The 19977-nt window shown below is 72.5% G+C and carries 17 protein-coding genes; 7 read left to right on the top strand and 10 right to left on the bottom strand.

What is annotated here, in order from left to right:
• Positions 1 to 4 precede the first annotated feature (4 nt).
• The 4 genes from ABTX78_RS24570 to ABTX78_RS24555 all read right to left on the bottom strand — a co-directional run bounded on the left by ABTX78_RS24570 (position 5) and on the right by ABTX78_RS24555 (position 5566).
• Entirely contained in the window at positions 5 to 1603 is a 1599-nt protein-coding gene (locus ABTX78_RS24570) for an acyl-CoA carboxylase subunit beta (protein WP_352208942.1), read from the bottom strand.
• Positions 1600 to 3240 carry an acyclic terpene utilization AtuA family protein gene (locus tag ABTX78_RS24565; protein WP_502993954.1) on the bottom strand — a complete coding sequence of 547 codons (1641 nt, stop codon included), beginning with the start codon at positions 3238 to 3240 and terminating at the stop codon, positions 1600 to 1602. The genes ABTX78_RS24570 and ABTX78_RS24565 overlap by 4 nt, the downstream gene beginning before the upstream one ends.
• A gap of 80 nt (positions 3241 to 3320) precedes the next feature.
• Positions 3321 to 4112, bottom strand: a complete 792-nt coding sequence (locus ABTX78_RS24560; RefSeq protein ID WP_352208940.1) for a TIGR03084 family metal-binding protein — start codon at positions 4110 to 4112, stop codon at positions 3321 to 3323.
• Between the two features lie 503 nt (positions 4113 to 4615).
• Entirely contained in the window at positions 4616 to 5566 is a 951-nt protein-coding gene (locus ABTX78_RS24555; RefSeq protein ID WP_352208939.1) for an EamA family transporter, read from the bottom strand.
• A gap of 123 nt (positions 5567 to 5689) precedes the next feature.
• Here ABTX78_RS24555 and ABTX78_RS24550 point away from each other — a divergent pair, with 123 nt between their 5' ends.
• Both ABTX78_RS24550 and ABTX78_RS24545 read left to right on the top strand, forming a co-directional pair.
• A complete protein-coding gene (locus ABTX78_RS24550; RefSeq protein WP_352208938.1) occupies positions 5690 to 6538 on the top strand; it encodes a LysR family transcriptional regulator in 849 nt (282 codons plus the stop codon).
• A 451-nt stretch (positions 6539 to 6989) separates the two neighbouring features.
• Positions 6990 to 7409 (top strand): pyridoxamine 5'-phosphate oxidase family protein, encoded by a 420-nt coding sequence (locus tag ABTX78_RS24545; RefSeq protein WP_313945674.1) that lies wholly within the window; start codon positions 6990 to 6992, stop codon positions 7407 to 7409.
• Here the strand turns inward: ABTX78_RS24545 and ABTX78_RS24540 are convergent.
• Positions 7396 to 10326, bottom strand: coding sequence for an FAD-binding and (Fe-S)-binding domain-containing protein (locus tag ABTX78_RS24540; RefSeq protein ID WP_502993950.1), 2931 nt, complete (start codon positions 10324 to 10326; stop codon positions 7396 to 7398). The two genes, ABTX78_RS24545 and ABTX78_RS24540, sit on opposite strands and share 14 nt — an antisense overlap.
• A 219-nt stretch (positions 10327 to 10545) precedes the next feature.
• On the opposite strand from ABTX78_RS24540, the gene ABTX78_RS24535 reads away from it, so the two are divergent.
• From ABTX78_RS24535 to ABTX78_RS24525, 3 genes are all read left to right on the top strand, one after another.
• Entirely contained in the window at positions 10546 to 11157 is a 612-nt protein-coding gene (locus tag ABTX78_RS24535) for a GTP-binding protein (protein WP_352208937.1), read from the top strand.
• A 104-nt stretch (positions 11158 to 11261) separates the two neighbouring features.
• Positions 11262 to 12380 carry a phosphoserine transaminase gene (gene serC / locus ABTX78_RS24530; protein WP_352208936.1) on the top strand — a complete coding sequence of 373 codons (1119 nt, stop codon included), beginning with the start codon at positions 11262 to 11264 and terminating at the stop codon, positions 12378 to 12380.
• 180 nt (positions 12381 to 12560) lie between these two features.
• On the top strand, positions 12561 to 13733 hold the full coding sequence (locus ABTX78_RS24525) for a serine hydrolase domain-containing protein (protein ID WP_352208935.1): 1173 nt from the start codon (positions 12561 to 12563) through the stop codon (positions 13731 to 13733).
• An 82-nt stretch (positions 13734 to 13815) separates the two neighbouring features.
• Here ABTX78_RS24525 and ABTX78_RS24520 read toward each other — a convergent pair whose 3' ends face one another.
• Both ABTX78_RS24520 and ABTX78_RS24515 read right to left on the bottom strand, forming a co-directional pair.
• Positions 13816 to 14685, bottom strand: a complete 870-nt coding sequence (locus tag ABTX78_RS24520; RefSeq protein WP_352208934.1) for an ABC transporter permease — start codon at positions 14683 to 14685, stop codon at positions 13816 to 13818.
• Entirely contained in the window at positions 14682 to 15692 is a 1011-nt protein-coding gene (locus tag ABTX78_RS24515; RefSeq protein ID WP_352208933.1) for an ATP-binding cassette domain-containing protein, read from the bottom strand. Before ABTX78_RS24515 ends, ABTX78_RS24520 begins: the two co-directional genes overlap by 4 nt.
• Positions 15693 to 15791: 99 nt before the next feature.
• Between ABTX78_RS24515 and ABTX78_RS24510 the strand changes: the two genes are divergently transcribed.
• Complete coding sequence (locus tag ABTX78_RS24510) at positions 15792 to 16583, top strand: TetR/AcrR family transcriptional regulator (protein ID WP_352208932.1); 792 nt, start codon at positions 15792 to 15794, stop codon at positions 16581 to 16583.
• Positions 16584 to 16898: 315 nt separating this feature from the next.
• Here ABTX78_RS24510 and ABTX78_RS24505 read toward each other — a convergent pair whose 3' ends face one another.
• Positions 16899 to 17876: a WD40 repeat domain-containing protein gene (locus ABTX78_RS24505; protein WP_352208931.1), complete on the bottom strand. Its 978-nt coding sequence runs from the start codon at positions 17874 to 17876 to the stop codon at positions 16899 to 16901.
• A 142-nt stretch (positions 17877 to 18018) separates the two neighbouring features.
• On the opposite strand from ABTX78_RS24505, the gene ABTX78_RS24500 reads away from it, so the two are divergent.
• Positions 18019 to 18702, top strand: a complete 684-nt coding sequence (locus ABTX78_RS24500) for a GDSL-type esterase/lipase family protein (RefSeq protein ID WP_352208930.1) — start codon at positions 18019 to 18021, stop codon at positions 18700 to 18702.
• 30 nt (positions 18703 to 18732) lie between these two features.
• Here the strand turns inward: ABTX78_RS24500 and ABTX78_RS24495 are convergent, their stop codons facing one another.
• Both ABTX78_RS24495 and ABTX78_RS24490 read right to left on the bottom strand, forming a co-directional pair.
• Entirely contained in the window at positions 18733 to 19200 is a 468-nt protein-coding gene (locus tag ABTX78_RS24495) for a hypothetical protein (protein ID WP_352208929.1), read from the bottom strand.
• A 212-nt stretch (positions 19201 to 19412) separates the two neighbouring features.
• Positions 19413 to 19946 (bottom strand): carboxymuconolactone decarboxylase family protein, encoded by a 534-nt coding sequence (locus tag ABTX78_RS24490; protein WP_352209014.1) that lies wholly within the window; start codon positions 19944 to 19946, stop codon positions 19413 to 19415.
• Positions 19947 to 19977 lie beyond the last annotated feature (31 nt).

Genomic DNA, 19977 nt, shown 5'->3' with positions numbered 1-19977 from the left:
GCCCTCACATCCGGAAGACGCCGAAGCCGCCGCGCGCGCCTTCGACGGGGGCCGTGTGGATCGCGGACAGGCACAGACCCAGCACCGTGCGGGTGTCGCGGGGGTCGATCACCCCGTCGTCGTACAAGCGTCCCGACAGGAACACCGGCAGCGACTCCGCCTCGATCTGCTGCTCGACCATCGCCCGCAGTCCGGCGTCGGCCTCGTCGTCGTACGGCTGTCCCTTCGCCGCCGCGGAGGCGCGCGCGACGATGGAGAGCACGCCGGCGAGCTGCTGGGGGCCCATGACCGCGGACTTGGCGCTCGGCCAGGCGAAGAGGAAGCGCGGGTCGTAGGCCCGGCCGCACATGCCGTAGTGCCCTGCCCCGTAGGAGGCGCCCATCAGCACGGACAGATGCGGGACCTTCGAGTTCGACACCGCGTTGATCATCATCGCGCCGTGCTTAATGATGCCGCCCTGCTCGTACTCCTTGCCGACCATGTAGCCGGTGGTGTTGTGCAGGAACACCAGTGGTACGTCGCGCTGGTTGGCGAGCTGGATGAACTGTGCGGCCTTCTGCGACTCCGCGCTGAACAGCACGCCCTGCGCGTTGGCGAGAATGCCAACGGGATAGCCGTGCAGGGACGCCCAGCCGGTCACCAGGCTCGGCCCGTACAGCGGCTTGAACTCGTCGAAGTCGGAGCCGTCCACGATCCGCGCGACGGCCTCGCGCGGGTCGAAGGGCGTCTTCAAGTCCTCGGGCACGATCCCGAGCAACTCCTCCTCGGCGTACTTCGGCGGCTCGGCCGGTGCCGGATCGGGCTGCGCCTTGCGCCAGTTGAGCCGGGCCACGATCCTGCGCGCCTGGCGCAGCGCGTCCGGCTCGTCGACCGCGAAGTAGTCCGCGAGTCCCGAGGTGCGGGCGTGCATCTCCGCGCCGCCCAGCGACTCGTCGTCGCTCTCCTCGCCGGTGGCCATCTTCACCAGCGGCGGCCCGCCGAGAAACACCTTGGACCGTTCCTTGATCATCACGGTGTGGTCGGACATGCCGGGGACGTACGCGCCGCCGGCGGTGGAGTTTCCGAACACCACCGCGATCGTCGGAATGCCGGCCGCCGACAGCCGGGTCAGATCGCGGAAGATCGCCCCGCCCGGAATGAAGATCTCCTTCTGCGAGGGCAGATCCGCCCCGCCGGACTCGACCAGCGAGATGCACGGCAGCCGGTTGGCGTACGCGATCTCGTTCGCCCGCAGGATCTTCTTCAGGGTCCACGGGTTGGAGGCCCCACCGCGCACGGTCGGGTCGTTCGCGGTGATCAGGCACTCGACGCCTTCCACCACCCCGATGCCGGTCACCGTGGACGCGCCCACCGGGTAGTCGCTCCCCCACGCGGCGAGCGGGGACAGCTCCAGGAACGGTGTGTCGGGGTCGAGCAGCAACTCGATCCGCTCCCGCGCCGGCAGCTTGCCGCGGGACCGGTGCCGGGCGACGTACTTCTCACCGCCGCCCGCCAGTGCCTTCGCGTGCTCGGCGTCCAGGTCGGCGAGTCGGCCGAGCATGGCCTCGCGGCGGGCCGCGAACTCGGGGGCCGCCGGGTCGACGGCCGAGGAGAGCACGGTCACAGCAGTACCTCCGGGATGTCCATGTACCGGGAGCGCAGCCACTCGCCGAGCGCTTTGCCCTGGGGGTCGAAGCGGGCCTGCGCCGCCACGCCCTCGCCGAGGATGCCCTCGACCGTGAAGTTGAGAGCGCGCAGCCGCGGCAGGACGTGGCGTACGACGGTGAGTTCGGCGGTCTCGGGGAGCAGGGCCCGGAAGCGGTCCACGGTCAGTTCGTGGGCGAGCCACCGCCAGGCGTCGTCGGTGCGCGCCCACACCCCGACGTTGGCGTCCCCGCCCTTGTCGCCGCTGCGGGCACCGGCGACGAGGCCGAGGGGCGCTGCCCGGCGGGGGCCGTCTGGCAGCGGTTCGGGGAGCTCGGCTGCGGGGTCTGCCGCCGGGCCGGGAGACTCGACGCCGGCCGTGCACGCGGCCGGGGGGATCTCGCAGCGCCGCCCGTCGGGCAGTACGGCGGTGTGCGGGACCGAGGCCGCGTCCACGTGCTCCGCCTCGAACACCCCGTACGGAGCGCCCTTTCCGGGCGGGGCCGTCACATGGAAGCCCGGATAGCTGCCCAGCGCGAGTTCGATCGCGGCGCCGCTGACGGCGCGGCCGACCTTCTCGGGGTCGCTGTCCCGCACGACGAGCCGCAAGTAGGCGCTGGCGCGCTCCTCGGTGTCGCCGTCCGGCCGCTCGGTGCGGGCGAGTTCCCAGCGCACGTCGGCCGGCCGGTGCTTGCCGAACGCGTCCTCCAACTGGTCCTGCACCAGCCGGGCCTTGGCCTCGATGTCCAGACCCGTCAGCACGAACACGACCTCGTTGCGCCAGCCGCCGATGCGGTTGAGCCCGACCTTGAGCGTGGGTGGCGGGGCCTCGCCGCGGACGCCCGAGATCCGCACCCGGTCCGGGCCCTGCTGTTCCACTTGTACGGTGTCGAGGCGGGCGGTGACATCGGGGCCCGCGTAGCGCGCGCCGCCCGTCTCGTACAGCAGTTGGGCCGTGACGGTGCCGACGTCGACGAGGCCGCCGGTGCCCTCGTGCTTGGTGATGACGGACGTGCCGTCGGCGTGGATCTCGGCGAGCGGGAAGCCGGGGCGGCGCAGGACGCGGGCGTCGTGACCGGCGAAGAAGGCGTAGTTGCCGCCAGTTGCCTGGGTTCCGCACTCCAGCACATGGCCGGCGACGACGGCGCCCGCGAGTGCGTCGAGATCGTCGGGGCCCCAGCCGAAGCGGGCGGCGGCCGGGCCGGTGACGAGGGCCGCGTCGGTGACCCGGCCGGTGACGACGACGTCCGCGCCTGCGCGCAGACAGGCGGCGATCCCCGCGCCGCCGAGGTAGGCGTTGGCGGTGAGCACCTGCGGGCCCCAGCCGCGGCCGAGCAGATCGTCGCCCTCGACATGGGCGACCTTCACGGGCACGCCGACGCGCTCGGCGAGGGCGCGGACGGCGTCCGCGAGCCCGGCCGGGTTGAGCCCGCCCGCGTTGGTGACGAGCCTGACGCCGCGTTCGTGGGCGAGGCCGAGGCTCTCCTCCAACTGCCCGAGGAAGGTCTTGGCGTAGCCGAGCGCGGGGTCCTTGAGCCGGTCGCGGCCGAGGATGAGCATGGTCAGCTCGGCGAGATAGTCGCCGGTCAGGACGTCGAGGGGCCCGTCGGTGAGCATCTCGCGTACGGCGTCGAAGCGGTCGCCGTAGAAGCCGGACGCGTTCCCGATGCGCAGCACGTCACCGGCGCCGGCGGCGGTCACAGGGCTCCCTTGGGGGCGCGGCCGGTTCCCGCCGGTCCCGCGAAGGCCTGGGCGATGTCGAGCCACCGGTCGGCATCCTCGCCCTCGGCCCGCACGGCGAGGTCGGCGCGGTTGGCCCGCTGGGTGACGAGCAGGCAGAAGTCCAGCGCGGGCCCGCTGACCCTCTGCTCCGCCTCCGCCGGGCCGTACGTCCACAACTGGCCGCCGGGGGACGTCAGTTCCACCAGGATGGCGGCCGTGGGCGGAGTCAGTGAGCGGACCGAGAAGGCATAGTCGCGGGCGCGGACGCCGATGTACGCGACGTGCCGCAGCCGGTCGGTCGGCTCGCGTACGGCTCCGAGCGCGTCGGCGATGTCCTGGCCGTGCGCCCAGGTCTCCATCAGCCGCCCGGTCGCCGTGGAAGCGACGCTCATCGGCGGCCCGTACCAGGGAAAGCGACTGCCGGCCGGCGCCGCGCGCAGGGCCTTCTGCAACTGCTCGCGCCCGTCGCGCCAGCGGGCGAGCAGCTCGGCGGGTGGCTGCGCGGCGCCCTGTTCGGCGCCGTCGTCGACGAAGGAGTACGGCGCGGCGAACGCCTTCTCCGTCTCGACGGCGAAGGCCTCGGCGTCGGTGACGGCCAGCAGCGCCGCGGCATCGGTCCAGGCGAGGTGCGCGATCTGGTGGGCGATGCTCCAACGCGGCGCGGGCGTGGGCCGCGCCCAGTCGTCGGCGTTCAACTCCCCGACGAGCCGGTCGAGTTCATCGCTCTCGTTGCGCAGATCGTCCAGGACGACGGTCGGGTCGGACACGGTGGCGCTCCCTCGGGACACGACGGTGTGTGCCCGGAGCATGGCAGCGCGAAGAGAAACAATCAAGCGTGCTTGCTTTGAATTCTGCGCCGGGCTGCCGCCGTGTGACGGCTGGGGCGGGGTCCGGCGACTTGGGCTGGGGCGGGGCGGTCTGCTGGGGGCGTGGGGTCCGGGCCTACCGGGGGCAGGGCCGTGGGGGGGCCTACCGAGGGCTGGGGACCGGGGCGTACCCGTCCTACCGGGGGTCACGGCGGGCCCGGCCTGTGGAGGCCCGGCCTACCCGGGGGGCGGGGCGGCTGCTGGGGGCTGGGGCAGTGGGGGCTTGGCCTACCGGGGGACGGGGGCCGTGGGGGGCGGGTCTACCGAGGGCTGGGACCGGGGCGTACCCGTCCTACCGGGGGTCACGGCGGGCCCGGCCTATGGGGGGGTGAGCCTGGCCTGTGGAGGCGGGCCCGGCCTATGGGGGGCGGGCCCGGCCTACCCTTGGCGGTGGCGGGACCGGCCTACCCGGGCCGTTTCGCCATCTGGGTCCGTACCGCACCCATGCTCGCGCCGATGACCAGCGCGATCGCCACCGCGTCGATCAGGGACAGTCCCTGGTGCAGGACGAGGAAACCGGCCGTCGCGGCGATCGCCGGCTCCAGGCTCATCAGCACCGCGAACGTCGACGCGGGCAGCCGTCGCAGTGCCAACAGCTCCAGCGTGTACGGCAGGACGGACGACATCAGCGCGACGGCGAGCCCGAACGCGAGGGTCGACGGCACGATCAGCTTCGACCCGGCCTCCGCGATGCCCAGCGGCAGACTCAGCAGAGCACCCACCGCCATCGCCAGCGCCAGTCCGTCCGCCTGCGGGAAACGGCGTCCGGTGCGGGCGCTGAAGACGATGTACGCGGCCCACATCGCGCCCGCGCCCAGGGCGAACAGCGCGCCGACGGGATCGAGCCGGTCGAAGCCCCCGCCACTGAGCAGCACCACACCGCCCAGGGCGAGACCCGCCCAGACCAGATTGATCATCCGCCGCGACACGATCACCGACAGCGCCAGCGGGCCGAGCACCTCGAAGGTCACGGCCGCGCCCAGCGGGATCCGGTCGGCGGCCTGGTAGAAGAGGATGTTCATGGCGCCCATGGCCGCGCCGAACGCCACGACCGTGCCCCAGTCGGCGCGCGAGTGACCGCGCAGCTTCGGGCGGCACACAAGGAGCAGGACGACGGCGGCGAGGACGAGCCGCAGGGTGACCACGCCGAGTGCCCCGGCGCGCGGCATCAGCATCACCGCGACGGCGGCACCGAACTGGACGGACAGCGCGCCGGCGACGACGAGGGCGACCGGACCGAGGGTGCGGCCGCCGCGACCGGTGGCGGCGCCGCCGGTGCCGGTGGCCGCACCGCCGTCGAGGGCGGCAGCGGCCTCCGGCTCGGTGACGACGACAGGGGTACGCGCCTCGTCCACGGAACCTCCCTGATCGGCCGGGCCGTGGCTCGTCACCCCCGGCCTGCTGCGGCCCTCCCCACGCTACGGCCCCTCGGGCCGCCACGTGAAATGCCGACTGTGCTGCCGTTATGCTCCACGCGCATGAGCATCGAGATGCGCCATCTCCGCTGCTTCCTCGCCATCGCCGAGGAGTCCAGCGTGACCAGGGCCGCCGTCCGGCTGCACCTCACCCAGCCCGCCGTCTCCCGCGCGCTGGCCGCTCTCGAAAAACAACTCGGCACCCGGCTGGTCGACCGCTCCACGCACCATCTCGCGCTCACCCCCGAGGGGCGGGTCTTCCGCGACAAGGCGGCCGCGGCGGTCGCCGCGTTCGACGAGGCGCTGGACACCGGAAGGCTGCGGCGCCGGCCGCTGCGGCTGGGGCACGCCTGGTCCGCGCTCGGTCCGTACACCACCCCGCTGCTGCGCCGCTGGGAACGGGAGCATCCCGAGACCCCGCTGGAACTCCTGCGGATCGACGACCGCACCGCCGGGCTGGTCCGCGGTGAGGTGGACGCGGCGGTCCTGCGCGGCCCGGTGGACACGCCGGGCCTGGTCACCGAGCTGCTGTTCACCGAGTCCCGGGTGGCCGCGGTCACCTCGGACGGCCCGCTGGCCGTGCGCCCGTCCCTGACCCTGGCGGAACTGACGGACACCCCGATGATCCTCAACACGGTCTCGGGGCTGACGACCCTGGACCTGTGGCCGCCGCAGTCCCGGCCGGGGACGACGGTGACGGTCGCGAACACGGACGACTGGCTGACGGCGATCGCGGCGGGTCGGGGGGCGGGGGTGTCGGTGGCGTCCACCGCGGCGATGCATCCGCACCCGGGAGTGACGTACCGCGCCCTGACGGACGCGCCCCCGGCGCGCGTCATGCTGGCCTGGCGCGCGTCGTCCCCCCATCCGGCGCTGCCGGAACTGCTCGCCCTGGCACGCGAGCTGACCTGACGGCGGGCCCTTGTCGGAGCTCCGCCCCGAACCCCGCGCCCCAAACGCCGGCGAGGCTGATGCGCGGCCACCGGCCCCGCCGCGACCAGCGGCGAACCCACACAAGGTGCCCAGCCGATCCCGCCCGGCGATCGAGGACATGACCGCAGGGCGTGCCCCACAACGACAACCACCACTCGTCAGGACTCCACCCCGAACCCCGTACCCCAAAACGCCGGCGAGGCTGAATGCGCGACCACCGGCCCCCGCCACGACGAGCGGCGAACCCACACGACGTGCCCAGCCGATCCAGCCCGCCCGGCGACGAGGACACGACCGCAGGGCGTGCCCCACGACCCGAGCGGAACGCCGCACAGCACACCCGGCCACATCGAGCCGTCCGGCGACGAGGACACAAGACACACCCCCGCACGCACCCCCCTCCCCCCACCCCCCGTGGTACAGACAGCACATGACCCGCGACGAACTCCTCTGGTTCCTCCGTCGACACAAGCTCGCCGTCGAGGCCTCCGTCGGGCCCGGTGGCAGACCGCAAGCCGCCGTCGTCGGTTTCGGTGTCAGCGATCAGTTGGAGATCGTCTTCGACACCGTCAACACCACCCGCAAGTACCGCAACCTCCTCGCCGACCCCCGTATCGCTCTCGTCATCGGGTGGGACGAGGCCGTGACCGTGCAGATCGAAGGGCTCGCCGACTTTCCCGAGGGGCCCGAGCTGGAGCGTCTGAAGGCTGCCTACTTCACGGCGTATCCGGAGGGGCGGGAGCGGCTCGGGTGGCCCGGGATCACGTATGTGCGGGTACGGGCGCACTGGGCGCGGCACAGTGACTTCACCGTGGAGCCCGCGCGGATCGAGGAGCTCACTCTCGACTGACGTCGTCCGGCAGGGCCTCCGCGAGCACCTCCGCGAGGTGCCGTGCACGGTGGCCCTCCAGCTGGGCCAGCTGCGTACGGCAGGAAAAGCCGTCCGCGAGGAGTTCCGCGTCCGGGCCCGCCGTACGGACCGCCGGGAGGAGCTGGTCCTCCGCGCAGGCGACCGACACCTCGTAGTGGCCGCGCTCGAAGCCGAAATTGCCGGCCAGTCCGCAGCAGCCGCCGCTCAGCTCCCCGACCAGACCCGCGCGTGCGCGCAGCCGGCGTTCCGCCTCCTCGCCGAGGACCGCGTGCTGGTGGCAGTGCGTCTGGCCGGCCACCGGGCGGTCGAGGCGCGGCGGTGTCCAGTCCGGGGCGCACTCCTCCAGCACCTGGGCGAAGGTGCGGACCGAGGCGGCGAGGCGCGCCGCGCGCGGGTCGTCCGGGAGGAGTTCCGGGAGGTCCGTCCGCAACGCCGCCCCGCAGCTCGGCTCCAGGACGACCACGGGGGCGCCCAGGTCGAGCAGCGGCTCCACGGTGTCCAGGGTGCGGCGCATCACCGTGCGGGCGCGGTCGAGCTGGCCGGTGGAGACGTAGGTGAGGCCGCAGCAGACGCGGCCGGGCGGCACGACGAGGCCCAGGCCGGCGGACTCCATGACCCGTACCGCCGCCCGGCCGACCTCCGGGGAGAGGTGGTCGGTGAACGTGTCCGGCCACAGCACGGCCGTACGGCTCGTCGCGAGGACCTCCGTACGGCCTCGCAGATGCCCGGCCAGCCAGGTGCGGAACGTCTCGGGGGCCAGCCGCGGGATGTCCCGTTCCGGCGCGATGCCGCCCAGCCGCTTGGCGGCGGCCGCCAGCGGCCGGACCCGGGCGGCGGCGTTGACGAGCCGGGCGAAGGGGGCCGCCGCCCGCAGCCACTCGGGCAGCCGGCCCATGGCGTAGTGGGACGCGGGCCGTCGCCGTCCCTCGTAGTGGTGGTGCAGGAACTCCGCCTTGTAGGTGGCCATGTCGACGCCCACCGGGCAGTCGCTGCGGCACCCTTTGCACGACAGGCACAGGTCGAGCGCGTCCCGCACCTCCGGGGAACGCCAGCCGTCCCGCACGATCTCGCCCGCCAGCATCTCGTGCAGCAGCCGGGCCCGGCCGCGGGTGGAGTGCGCCTCCTCGCCGGTGGCGCGGAAGGACGGGCACATCACTCCGCCGCCCGCACCGGCAGACGTCGTGCGGCACTTGGCGACGCCCACGCACCGCCGCACCGCGCCGGCGAAGTCGCCGCCGTCGTGCGGGTAGCCGAAGACGACGTCGATCCTCTCCCGGGGGAGCACGGCGAAGCGGAGGTTGGCGTCGAGGCGGTCGGGGCGGGCCAGTATGCCCGGGTTCATGCCGCCGGCCGGGTCCCACAGGTCCTTGAACCGGCCGAAGAGGCCGACCAGTTCGTCCCCGTACATCTTCGGCAGCAGCTCGGCGCGCGCCTGGCCGTCGCCGTGTTCGCCGGACAGCGAGCCGCCGTGGGCGACGACGAGTTCGGCGACCTCCTCGGAGAAGCGGCGGAAGGCCCGCACGCCCGGCTCGCTCAGCAGGTCGAAGTCGATACGGACGTGGATGCAGCCGTCGCCGAAGTGCCCGTACGGCGTGCCGCGCAGACCGTGGGCGGCGAGCAGCGCCCGGAAGTCGCGCAGATAGGCACCCAGCCGGGCGGGCGGCACCGCGCAGTCCTCCCAGCCGGGCCAGGCCTCCGTGCCGTCGGGGGTGCGGGTCGCCGTACCGGCCGCGTCCTCGCGCACCCGCCACAGGGCGCGCATCCCGATCGGGTCGTCGACCACCGTGCCGTCCAGCGCGTCGGCCGCGCGCAGCACGGCCTCGGCGCCTGCCCGTGCCTCGGCGGCGGTGTCCCCGCCGGTCTCCAGGAACAGCCACGCCCCGCCGCGCGGCAGCCCGTGGCCGGGGGGCACCAGGTCCTCGGCCATGCCCTCGACGGTCAGCGGGCGGAGCGGAAGGAGCCCGGAGGCCGCCTCGGCCGCCGCACTCTCGTCGGGATAGCCGAGGACCGCGAGGGCCCGGGCCCGGGGGGCGTCGACGAGCCGTACGGTCGCCTCCGTCAGCACGCCGAGCGTGCCCTCGCTGCCGCAGTACGCGCGGGCGAGGTCGACGCCCTTCTCGGGCAGCAGCGCGTCCAGCGCGTATCCGGAGATCCGGCGGGGCAGCCCGTCCGTGAACCCGGTGCGCAGCAGGGCGAGATGGCCGTCGACGAGTTCGCGCAGGCCGGCGGGGGCGCCGGAGTCCCAGCCCCGGCAAAGGCGCAGGGCGGTTCCGTCGTAGGTCGTCACGGAGAGGCCGTGCACGTTGTCGGCGGTCGTGCCCCAGGCCACCGAGTGGGCACCGCAGGAGTTGTTGCCGATCATCCCGCCGATCGTGCAGCGGGCGTGGGTGGAGGGGTCGGGGCCGAAGGTGAGGCCGAGGGGGCGTACGGCGTCGCGGAGGGTGTCCAGGACGACGCCGGGCTGGACGACCGCCGTGCGCGCCTGTGCGTCCACGTCGAGCACGGCCCTCATGTGCCGGGTGAAGTCGAGCACGACGCCGATGCCGGTGGCCTGACCGGCAATCGACGTACCCGCGCCGCGCGGCACGACGGGCACCTCGTACGCACGGCAGACCGCGAGTGCGGCCGCCACGTCGTCGGCGTCGCGGGGCGCGACGACGCCGACCGGTACGCGCCGGTAATTGGACGCGTCCATGGTCATCAGGGCTCTGGCGGCGGCGGAGAAGTCCACCTCGCCGCGCACGTCGCGCCCCAGTGCCCGCGCCAGCTCGCCCGCCGCAGAGGTCGTCGCACCGGCCGTCGTGCGGGCGTCCGCGGACCCGGAGTGCGCCGTCGACACCTGGGCAGAGCCGTTGTCCGGCTGCCGGTCCGGCCCCGTCTGTCGCTGTTCCGCCATGTCTCTCAGCATGCCCCCGTCACTCGCGTCACACCGCCGCGAAACGGGCCGGTCCGGCGGCCGCTCTCCGCCAGGCCTTGGCAAAGCCGGGGGGAAGAGCCCAAAGTGATCGCCAACTCTCCTATAGTGACGAGCACTTGATCGGGAACACACGGCTCCAGTTCTGCCCCCGCCACCCCTCGGAAGGCAACACTCGATGACCGGCACCGCTCCGAAGCGATGACCCGCGGTACGCGGGCGGTCCCCCCGGCCGGGCCACACCTAACGCCTGTCGGGACGACCGAGAACACTCTGAAGATCGTCGTCGTCGGTGGTTTCGGCGTCGGCAAGACCACGATGGTCCGTTCCGTCAGCGAGATACGCCCGCTGCACACGGAGGAGGTGATGAGCCGCGCCGGCCGCAGTCTGGAGGACACCAACAGGGTCAGCGGCAAGAACGCCACCACCGTCGCGTTCGACTTCGGCCGCATCACCGTCGGCGACCGGAGCGTCCTCTATCTCTTCGGCGCCCCCGGCCAGAAGCGTTTCTGGTTCCTGTGGGAACGCCTGCTGGCGGGCACGATGGGCGCGGTCGTCCTCGTCGACACCCGCTGCCTCGACGACGCTTGGTACGCCCTGGACCGTCTCGAACACCACGGCATGCCGTACATCGTCGCGGTGAACGACTTCGGCGGACCGCTGCACAGCGACGAGCACATCCGCGAGGCGCTCGCGCTCGGCCCGGACGTACCGATGGTGGAGTTCGACGCCCGCGACCACTCGTCCAGCAAATTCGTCCTGATAGCGCTGGTCGAGCATCTGCACGCACTGGCGGTCCGCCACAAGGACTGAGCCCGCCGGCGGCGCCGGCCACCGGTACGACCGTCATATGGGCAGCCGTCTCATCCGCCGGACCGCGTCCGCGCGACGCCCCGTGACCGACTACGCTCCGGAACGTGGCTGAGATCCGGATTCCCGCTGACATCAAGCCCGCCGACGGCCGTTTCGGCGCGGGCCCCTCCAAGGTGCGGACGGAGGCGCTCGACGCCCTGTCCGCCTCCGGCACGTCCCTGATGGGTACGTCCCACCGCCAGGCCCCGGTGAAGAACCTGGTCGGCGCGGTGCGCGACGGCGTACGCGACCTCTTCCGGCTCCCCGAGGGCTACGAGGTGATTCTCGGCAACGGCGGCTCCACCGCCTTCTGGGACGTCGCGACGCACGGCCTGATCGACAACAAGTCCCAGCACCTGTCGTTCGGCGAGTTCTCCTCCAAGTTCGCGAAGGCCGCCAAGCTCGCCCCCTGGCTGGCCGAGCCCACCGTCATCACCTCCGAGCCGGGCACGCACCCCGAGCCCGAGGCCGAGGCGGGCGTGGACGTGTACGGCTTCACGCACAACGAGACGTCGACCGGCGTCGCCGCCCCCGTCAAGCGCGTGAACGGCGCCGACGAGGGTGCGCTGGTCCTGGTGGACGCCACCTCGGGCGCCGGCGGCCTGCCGGTCGACATCGCCGAGACCGACGTCTACTACTTCGCCCCGCAGAAGTCCTTCGCCTCCGACGGCGGCCTGTGGATCGGCGTCTTCTCCCCCGCGGCCCTGGAGCGCGCCGCGCGCATCCACGGCTCGGGTCGGCACGTCCCGGAGTTCTTCAGCCTCCCGACGGCGATCGACAACTCCCTGAAGAACCAGACGTACAACACCCCCGCGCTGGCGACCCTCTTCCTGCTGAACGAGCAGCTGAAGTGGATCAACGGCCAGGGCGGTCTCGACTGGTCGGTGCGCCGCACGGCGACCTCTTCCCGGACCCTGTACGGCTGGGCGGAGGCGTCGAAGTACGCCACCCCGTTCGTCGTCGACCCGGCCAAGCGCTCGCAGGTCATCGGCACCATCGACTTCTCCGACGACATCGACGCGTCCGCGGTGGCCAAGGTGCTGCGCGCCAACGGCATCGTCGACACCGAGCCGTACCGCAAGCTGGGACGCAACCAGCTGCGCGTGGCGATGTTCCCGGCGATCGACCCGGCGGACGTCGAGGCGCTGACCGCGTGCGTCGACTACGTGATCGAGAACCTCTGACACCCACGTCGTCCGTGTGAGGGGCCCGGCGGCCGCGGCTGCCGGGCCCCTCGTCGTCCCGGGCCCCTCGTCGCCCCGGTGGGTGCGGGCTCGGCCGGATGGAGCAGCGGCGCGGGCAGGGGCGGGGCAGGCGCCCGATGCTGAGCGAGCCCATCGTGCTCGCCCACCGGGAGAACCACCGTGCCGCTGCCCCGACGCTCGCCGTTCCGTCTGTCCGCCGCCGCCCTGTTGACCGCCGCCTGTCTCGCCGGGCTGGTGTCCGCCCCCGCCCGCGCCGCCTCGCCCGCCGGCTCCGACCACGACAGTGCTCTGCAACGGCAGTTGCGGGAGCTGATCGCCGCCCCGGGCGGGCCGCCCGGCATCATCGCCGTCCTCCGGCGCGACGGCCGCTCCGAGGTCCACCGCGCCGGTGTCGCCGAGATCGGCACCAACCGGCCGATCCGGGTGACCGACCACATGCGGATCGCCAGTACCGCCAAGGCGTTCAGCGGCGCGGTGTCCCTCCGCCTCGTCGACCGCGGGAAGCTGCGCCTGGACTCCACCATCGGCGGGGTGCTGCCGCAGCTGCCGCGTGCCTGGCACCGGGTCACGCTGCGGCAGTTGCTGAACCACACGAGCGGTCTCCCGGACTACTCCGAGGACCCGGAGTTCCTGGAGCTCCTGCTCGCGGACCCGCGCCGCCGCTTCGACTCCCGCCGGCTGCTCGACTTCGTCGCCGACGAGCCGCTCCGCTTCCGGCCTGGCTCGCAGTACCGGTACTCCAACTCCGACAACATCGCCGTGGCCCTGATGGCGGAGGCGGTCACAGGCAGGCGCTACGAGGACCTGCTCGCCCGGTTGGTCCACGACCCGCTCGGGCTGCGCAACACCGGTCTCCCGCAGGGGTACGAGCTGCCCGAGCCCTACATGCACGGCTACGACGTCACCCCGCCGGACCCGCCGGAGGACGTCTCCGAGGTGCTCAGCGCGTCGGGGGTCTGGGCCTCCGGCGGCATCGTCTCCACACCGCGGGACATGACGGCCTTCGTCCGGGGCTACGCGGGCGGCAGGCTGATCTCCGCGCGCACGCTCCGCGAGCAGCGGCGCTGGGTCGAGGGCGCGTCGGAGCCGGCGGGGCCGGGCGCGAACAAGGCCGGTCTCGCGATCTTCCGGTACGCGACGCGGTGCGGGGTCGTGTACGGCCACACCGGAAACTTTCCCGGCTACACACAGCTGATCGCGGCGACGGCTGACGGCAGGAAGTCGCTGACGTTCTCGATCACGACACAGGTGAACCGGCTCAACAAGCCGCAGCTGCTGCGCCAACTGCGGGACGTCCAGGAGAACTTCGTCTGCGAGCTGCTGCGCCGGTAGCCGCGTACGCCACGTGGGTGGGGCCCGCACTTCCGGCCCCACCCACGATCGAGGCGCGCCTACGCGACCCAGGCGCGGAACGTCAGCGGCTCAGGCGCTGGAAGCGGCGGACCGCCAGCGGCAGGAACACCGCCGTCACGGCCAGCGGCCACACCACGGCCATCAGCACCCCGTGCTCCTGGATCCAGCTCCCGTCCCCGGCCACCGGATTGCCGAACAGTTCCCGTGTCGCCGCGGCCGTCGACGAGATCGGGTTCCAGGCCGCGACCGTGCCGAGCCAGTCGGGCATCGACGACGGCGGGACGAAGACACTGGAGATCATCGTGAGCGGGAACACCACCGCGTAGAGACCACCCGCCGCCTCCGGGCTCGGCACCAGCAGGCCCAGCCAGATCCCGACCCAGATCAGACTGAACCGCAGCAGGACGAGCAGGGCGAACGCGGCCGCCGTGCCGAGGAGTCCGCCGTCCGAGCGCCAGCCCATCACCAGGGCCGTGGCCGCGAGGATCGTCAGCTCGGCGCAGGCCACGATCAGATCGTTGACCCCGCGGCCGGCGACGACGGCGGACGGTGCCATCGGCATCGAACGGAAACGGTCGATGACCCCCTTCGAGGAGTCGGTGACCACCGCGATCGCCGTGTTCATGAAGCCGAAGGCCATGGTCATCACGAACATGCCCGGCATCAGGAAGTCGCGGTAGTCGCCGCCGCCCGGCGGCTTCATCGCCCCGCCGAAGACATAGCCGTACAGCAGCACGGAGACGATGGGGAACCCCAACTGCCACGCGATGTAGGAGGGTTGACGCCGGTAGTGGGTCAGTCCGCGGCGTACGACGTTCCAGCAGTCCAGCACAGCCCAGTACAGCCGGCGCTCCCCCTCGGTCTCGACCCGCAGATCGACGGGGGCGACGCCGGTGGTCGCCGGTCCGCTGCGGTCCATGACGTCGCTCATGCCGCGCTCACCTCGGTCTTCTCGGTCGAGCCCGTCGTGTCGGGTGTGTCGGGTCTGTCGGGTGCCTCCGTACGGTGGCCGGTCAGGCGCAGGAACACGTCGTCCAGGCTGGGCCGGCGCAGTCCGATGTCCTCCACCGCGACGCCCGCGTCCTGGAGTGTGCGTGCCACCTCGGTGAGCGCCGCGACCCGGTCGGTCACTGTCGCGTGCACCCGGCGCTCCTGCTCGTTCGTCTCCGGCCGGCCCTGCGCGACGCGCGCGACCACCGCGACGGCCGCCGCCAGATCCGCCGGATCGCCGACGACGACCTCGATACGGTCGCCGCCCACCCGGTTCTTCAGCCCGTCGGGGGTGTCGTCGGCGATGGCCCTGCCCTGGTCGATGACGGTGATGTGCGAGGCGAGCCTGTCCGCCTCGTCGAGGTACTGCGTCGTCAGCAGCACCGTCGTCCCGCCCGCCACCAACTCCCGTACCGCCTTCCACACTTCGCCGCGCCCGCGCGGATCGAGGCCCGTCGTCGGCTCGTCCAGGAACAGCACTTCGGGCGCGAGGATCATCGAGGCGGCGAGGTCGAGGCGTCTGCGCATACCGCCGCTGTACTGTCCGACGCCCTTGTCCGCGGCCTCCACCAGGTCGAACTGCTCCAGCAGTTCACCGGCGCGCAGCGCGGCCCGCCTGCCGCCCAGGTGGAAGAGCCGCCCGAACATCTCCAGGTTCTGGCGACCCGTCAGGATCTCGTCGACGGCGGCGTACTGGCCGGCGAGCCCGATCCTGCCGCGGACGCGGCGGGCATCGCGCGTGACGTCGGCGCCGGCGACCCGCGCCCGTCCGCCGTCGAACCGCAGCAGCGTACTGAGGACGCGCACGGCGGTGGTCTTGCCGGCGCCGTTCGGCCCGAGCAGACCGTGCACGGTGCCCCGGCGCACGGCCAGGTCGAAACCGTCGAGCGCGCGCTTGTCCCCGTATCTCTTCTCGATCGCTTCGGCGAGTACGGCGTGTTGGTTCACGGGCCCTCCCGGCAGGACGAATGACTGACTACTGGGTACGGTGTACTCACAAGAGAGTACACCGTACCCAGTTCTTGTCCACCGCATTAGGCTGAAGCCATGACGACCGAAACGAGCGGCAGCGGCGACATCTCCCGCACCCTGGAGCTCCTGTGGGGCACGGGCGATCGTCCGAGCCGGGGCCCGAAGCCCGGCCTGACCCTCGACAGGATCGTGACGGCGGCCATCGAGATCGCGGACGCGGAGGGGCTGGCGGCGGTCTCGATGCGCCGCCTGTCCACCGAACTGGGCACCGGCACGATGACGCTCTACCGGTACGTCCCCGGCAAGGCCGAGCTGCTCGACCTGATGCTGGACCGGGTCGGCGGCCAGCCGCCGGTCACGGAGGAACCCGAGGCGGACTGGCGCGCCGCGATCGACGCCCTGGCGCGTGGCTACCTCACGCTCTACCGCGAGCACCCCTGGCTCCTCAAGGTCAACCAGGCCAGAACGGTCCTCGGCCCGAGCGCGCTACGGGGACTGGAGTACGCGCTGACGGGTCTTCAGGACATGGGCCTCACGGACCCCGAGCTGATCTCGGTGATCATCGCGACGCAGAGCTTCGTGATGGGCATCGCCCGGATGGAGATCGAGACGATCGAGGCGGCGAAGGCGACGGGGCGGAGTGACGAGGACTTCTGGGAGGGGCAACGGCCGTTCCTGGAAAGGGCGATGGCGAGCGGGGAGTATCCGCGGATGGCGGCGCTGGCGGAGGACACGTTCAGCCGCGACTTCGACCATTTCGAGTTCGGGCTGGGGAGGTTGGTGGACGGGCTGGAGGTCCTGGTCCGCGACCGCGACGCGACGACCACGGGCCGGTCCGAGGGCACATCAAGCCCAGCCGGCGATTGAGGCGCGGAGCCCGGGGCAGCGCCCCGCGAGCCGCCCGCACCCTCGCTGCCGGGCACGCCCTACGGGCGTGTCCTCAAACGCCGGACGGGCTGACATCGCCCCGCACACCCAGCCATCCCGCCCCGCCGGGGCAACAGGCCGCACACCCAGCCATCCCGCCCCGCCAGAGCAACAAGCCGCACATCAAGCTCCGCCGGCGATTGAGGCGCGGGGCCCGGGGCAGCGCCCCGCCAACCCACCCACACCGTCACTGCCCGGCACACCCCACGGGCGTGTCCTCAAACGCCCGACGGGCTGACTCCACCCCACACCCACTCACCCACGTCGTAGCAGCCGCTTCAATCCCAGAACCAGCGCCGTCGCCGCCGCCAGGCCGATCACCGCATAGGTGAAGCTGTTCTGGTCGTCGTCACCACCCCCACCCCCCGCCGACGCACCGTCCTTCCCCGACGGCGACGTCCTGCCCGACGCCGCGTCCTTGCCGAGCGGCACCCGCTCCACCTCGCTCCGCTCCCCCTCCGTCCCGAACATCAGCGCCGTGCCGTCCGTCGTGTACGTGACCGATTCCGCCTGGCCCTGGATCGGCGCCTTCACCCGGTGGTCCGCGCCGAGGCGGCCGTTGTTCCACTCGTAGCCGCGCGCGCTGAAGTACGAGCGCAGCACCAGCTCCTTCCCGTCCGGCGAGAACGCGCCGTCGGTCACCCACGGCACTTCGGCGACCCGGCGGAAGGTGTTCGAACCGGACCGGGTGAGTTCGGCCGGGCCCTCGTACAGGCCGCCGCCGTCCTCGTTCTTCGACGCGATGTAGACCCGCCCGGTCTTCGGATGGACCATCAGCGCCTCGGCGTTGCGCGCGCCGTCGGCGTACCTGACCGTGTACTGCGTGGCGTTCACGGTCATGTCCCCGAGCTCCTTCGGCTCGGGGAACGTGTAGATCCACACGTGGTCCCAGCTGCCGTTGAGGTTGTCGCCGATGTCGCCGACGTAGACCTTGCCGTCCGGGCCGACCGAGATCGCCTCCATGTCCCGCGGCGTGCCCACCCCGCGCAGGGTGATCGTCGCGACCGTCTTCCCCGTCCGGGAGTCGACGGCGAACACCCGCGGCTCGTCCTGGTCGTTGTGCGTCCAGTACACCCCCGGGTGCGCACGGCTGGCGGCGAGGCCGCTGGACTCCGTGACCCGCGGGTCCGTGATCGTGAAGCCGGGGTCCTCCGACACCGCGGAGGCGGCCGGCACGGCGGCGAGCAGGACGAACGCGGCGGCAGCGGCGGTGACGTACGGGAGCGAACGCATGCCCCAAGACTGCCATCCCGCCCGGGTTCCGGCCGCGCCCCCGGACCCGTCCCCGGCACCCACGCCCGCGCGGGCACCGGCACCGCCCCCGTGGCCGGTCTCACATCGCGGACCAGCCGTCCCGTCCGTCATGATGTGCCCCATGCGTTTCATGTTCGTCGGCGACTCCATGACCATCGGACGCGCCGGCGACTACACCTGGCGCTACCGGATGTGGCAGCACCTGGGCGCCTCTTTCGGGGGCCCGTACGAGATCGTCGGCCCGCGCACCTGGCTGTACGACACCGAGGTGGACGCCCCGCGCTCGTACGCCTACGCGGCCCCGTTCCCCGCCGACGCCCGGCGCCATCTCGCGGGCTGGGGCGAGGGCTGGCTCCACATGGCGCCGGTGATCCGCGAGACGGTGACCGACCAGCGTCCGGACGTCCTGCTGGTCTCACTCGGGCTGATCGACCTCGGCTTCTACACGGACAGCGGCCAAACGGCCCTGAACGTCCGCCGGTTCGTCGCCGAGTCCCGCGCGGCCAACCCGCACGTCCGGATGGTGCTGCTCCCCGTCATACCGAACGTGCGCGCCCGGGCGGACGCGCCGTTCGCGGCGGAGTGCGACCGCTTCAACGAACTGCTCGCCAAAGCGGTCGCCGACCTGGACACCGCGGCATCCCCGATCCTCCTGGCGTCCCGGCCCGAGCGGTACGACCTCGATACGGACACCTACGACGGCACCCACCCGAGCGCGTCGGGCGAGCACAAACTCGCGGCGGCGTACGCGCAGGCGATGCACCAGGCGTGGGGGCTGGGCGCCCGCTACGAGGCAGCGGCCTGATCCTGCCGCGCCCCGCCCCGGCCGAAACCGTCAGAAGACGAACGGCCCCGGGTTCTGCGGGGATGTCGCCGTGCACTGGGCGGTGATGCCGAACACCACCACGGTCAGGGACGTGGCTTCGAGGCTGTCGCCCACCGCCACCGTGCCGTCCAGCGGTCCGGTGGAGACGGCGCCGCCCGCCGGGATCGCGGGGTTGGCGTTGCCGGTGAACGTCGTGGTGTCCGTGCCGTTCTTCGCCAGCGTGAGCGTGGACCGCACCGAGTTCGCCGAGATGGGCAGGGGTGAGGTGATGGCGTCCGTGGCCAGGCTGATGGTCGCGGCCGTGCCGTCCTGCGTGGCCGTGAGGGTCGCCGTGCCGGAGCCGAACGAGCCGCAGTCGAAGGACAGCGTCGCCTTCTCCGGGGTCACCGCCTGGGCGGTGGGCGCCATGGCGAGCGTGCCGGCGGCCAGCAGACCGACGCCGAGGAATGTGCCGATGCCAAACGTGCCGTGCTTCATGGGAGGTCCTGCCTTCGTGTGTGGGGTCACGGGCGGGCGCCGGCGGCTGCCATCGGGCGTGCGCACGAGGTCCTGGGCGTGGGGAGCCCGGGGGGTCGGATCGCCTGCGAGCACGCTGCGGCTGATGGGTCGTCAGCGACGCTCCACCATTGGCGCACGGGCCTGCGGGGAATACAAGGAGAGCCGCCGAATGTTGACATGCAACGGCCAAATCAGGCTGTCGGCTCCAGCGGTGCGCGCGTCAGCCGGTTGGCGAAGGTCGAGAGCGTGTAAGTCCCGATCCCCATGACCACCTCCAGCGCGTTCTGCGGAGTGAAGCCATGGCCGAAAAACGCCGCCAGCGCATCGTCCCCGACCGCCCCGGACGCGGCGATCACGTCGAGCGTGAACCTCCGTACGGCTTCGAGGCGTTCGTCGTGGAGCGGGCGCTGCCCGACGAGCGCGGCCACGGTCTCCTCACCGGCTCCCAGCGCCCGGAGCTTGCCGGTGTGCATCACGACGCAGACATGGCATTCGTTGCGCGCCGCGACCGTCATGATGACGACCTCGCGCGCGACCGGATCCAGCGTCGTGCGCTCGAAGAGTGCGCTGAGCTGAAGGAATCCGTCCAGCGTGTGCGGAGAGGCGGCAAGTCTGGCGACCGCCGGCGGCAGATGCCCGAGATTGCGCCGGACCGCCTCCATCGAACGACGGGACGCGGGCGGAGCGGACTCCGGGCTGTGGTCGACAAAGGCCTGTTCGGCAATGGCGTGGTCGGAGAACACGGCGACCCCTCTA

This window comes from Streptomyces sp. NPDC096193 (assembly GCF_040302905.1).
Classification (GTDB): domain Bacteria; phylum Actinomycetota; class Actinomycetes; order Streptomycetales; family Streptomycetaceae; genus Streptomyces.
This window is presented reverse-complemented; position numbering and strand designations above follow the sequence as displayed.

Coding starts and splice junctions, on each gene's coding strand:
- ABTX78_RS24505 (WP_352208931.1), bottom strand. CDS start 17,876: ATGCGTTCGCTCCCGTACGTCACCGCCGCTGCCGCCGCGTTCGTCCTG.
- ABTX78_RS24500 (WP_352208930.1), top strand. CDS start 18,019: ATGCGTTTCATGTTCGTCGGCGACTCCATGACCATCGGACGCGCCGGC.
- ABTX78_RS24540 (WP_502993950.1), bottom strand. CDS start 10,326: ATGGCGGAACAGCGACAGACGGGGCCGGACCGGCAGCCGGACAACGGC.
- ABTX78_RS24510 (WP_352208932.1), top strand. CDS start 15,792: ATGACGACCGAAACGAGCGGCAGCGGCGACATCTCCCGCACCCTGGAG.
- ABTX78_RS24495 (WP_352208929.1), bottom strand. CDS start 19,200: ATGAAGCACGGCACGTTTGGCATCGGCACATTCCTCGGCGTCGGTCTG.
- ABTX78_RS24545 (WP_313945674.1), top strand. CDS start 6,990: ATGACCCGCGACGAACTCCTCTGGTTCCTCCGTCGACACAAGCTCGCC.
- ABTX78_RS24565 (WP_502993954.1), bottom strand. CDS start 3,240: ATGCTCACCGACGGGCCCCTCGACGTCCTGACCGGCGACTATCTCGCC.
- ABTX78_RS24535 (WP_352208937.1), top strand. CDS start 10,546: ATGACCCGCGGTACGCGGGCGGTCCCCCCGGCCGGGCCACACCTAACG.
- ABTX78_RS24550 (WP_352208938.1), top strand. CDS start 5,690: ATGAGCATCGAGATGCGCCATCTCCGCTGCTTCCTCGCCATCGCCGAG.
- ABTX78_RS24520 (WP_352208934.1), bottom strand. CDS start 14,685: ATGAGCGACGTCATGGACCGCAGCGGACCGGCGACCACCGGCGTCGCC.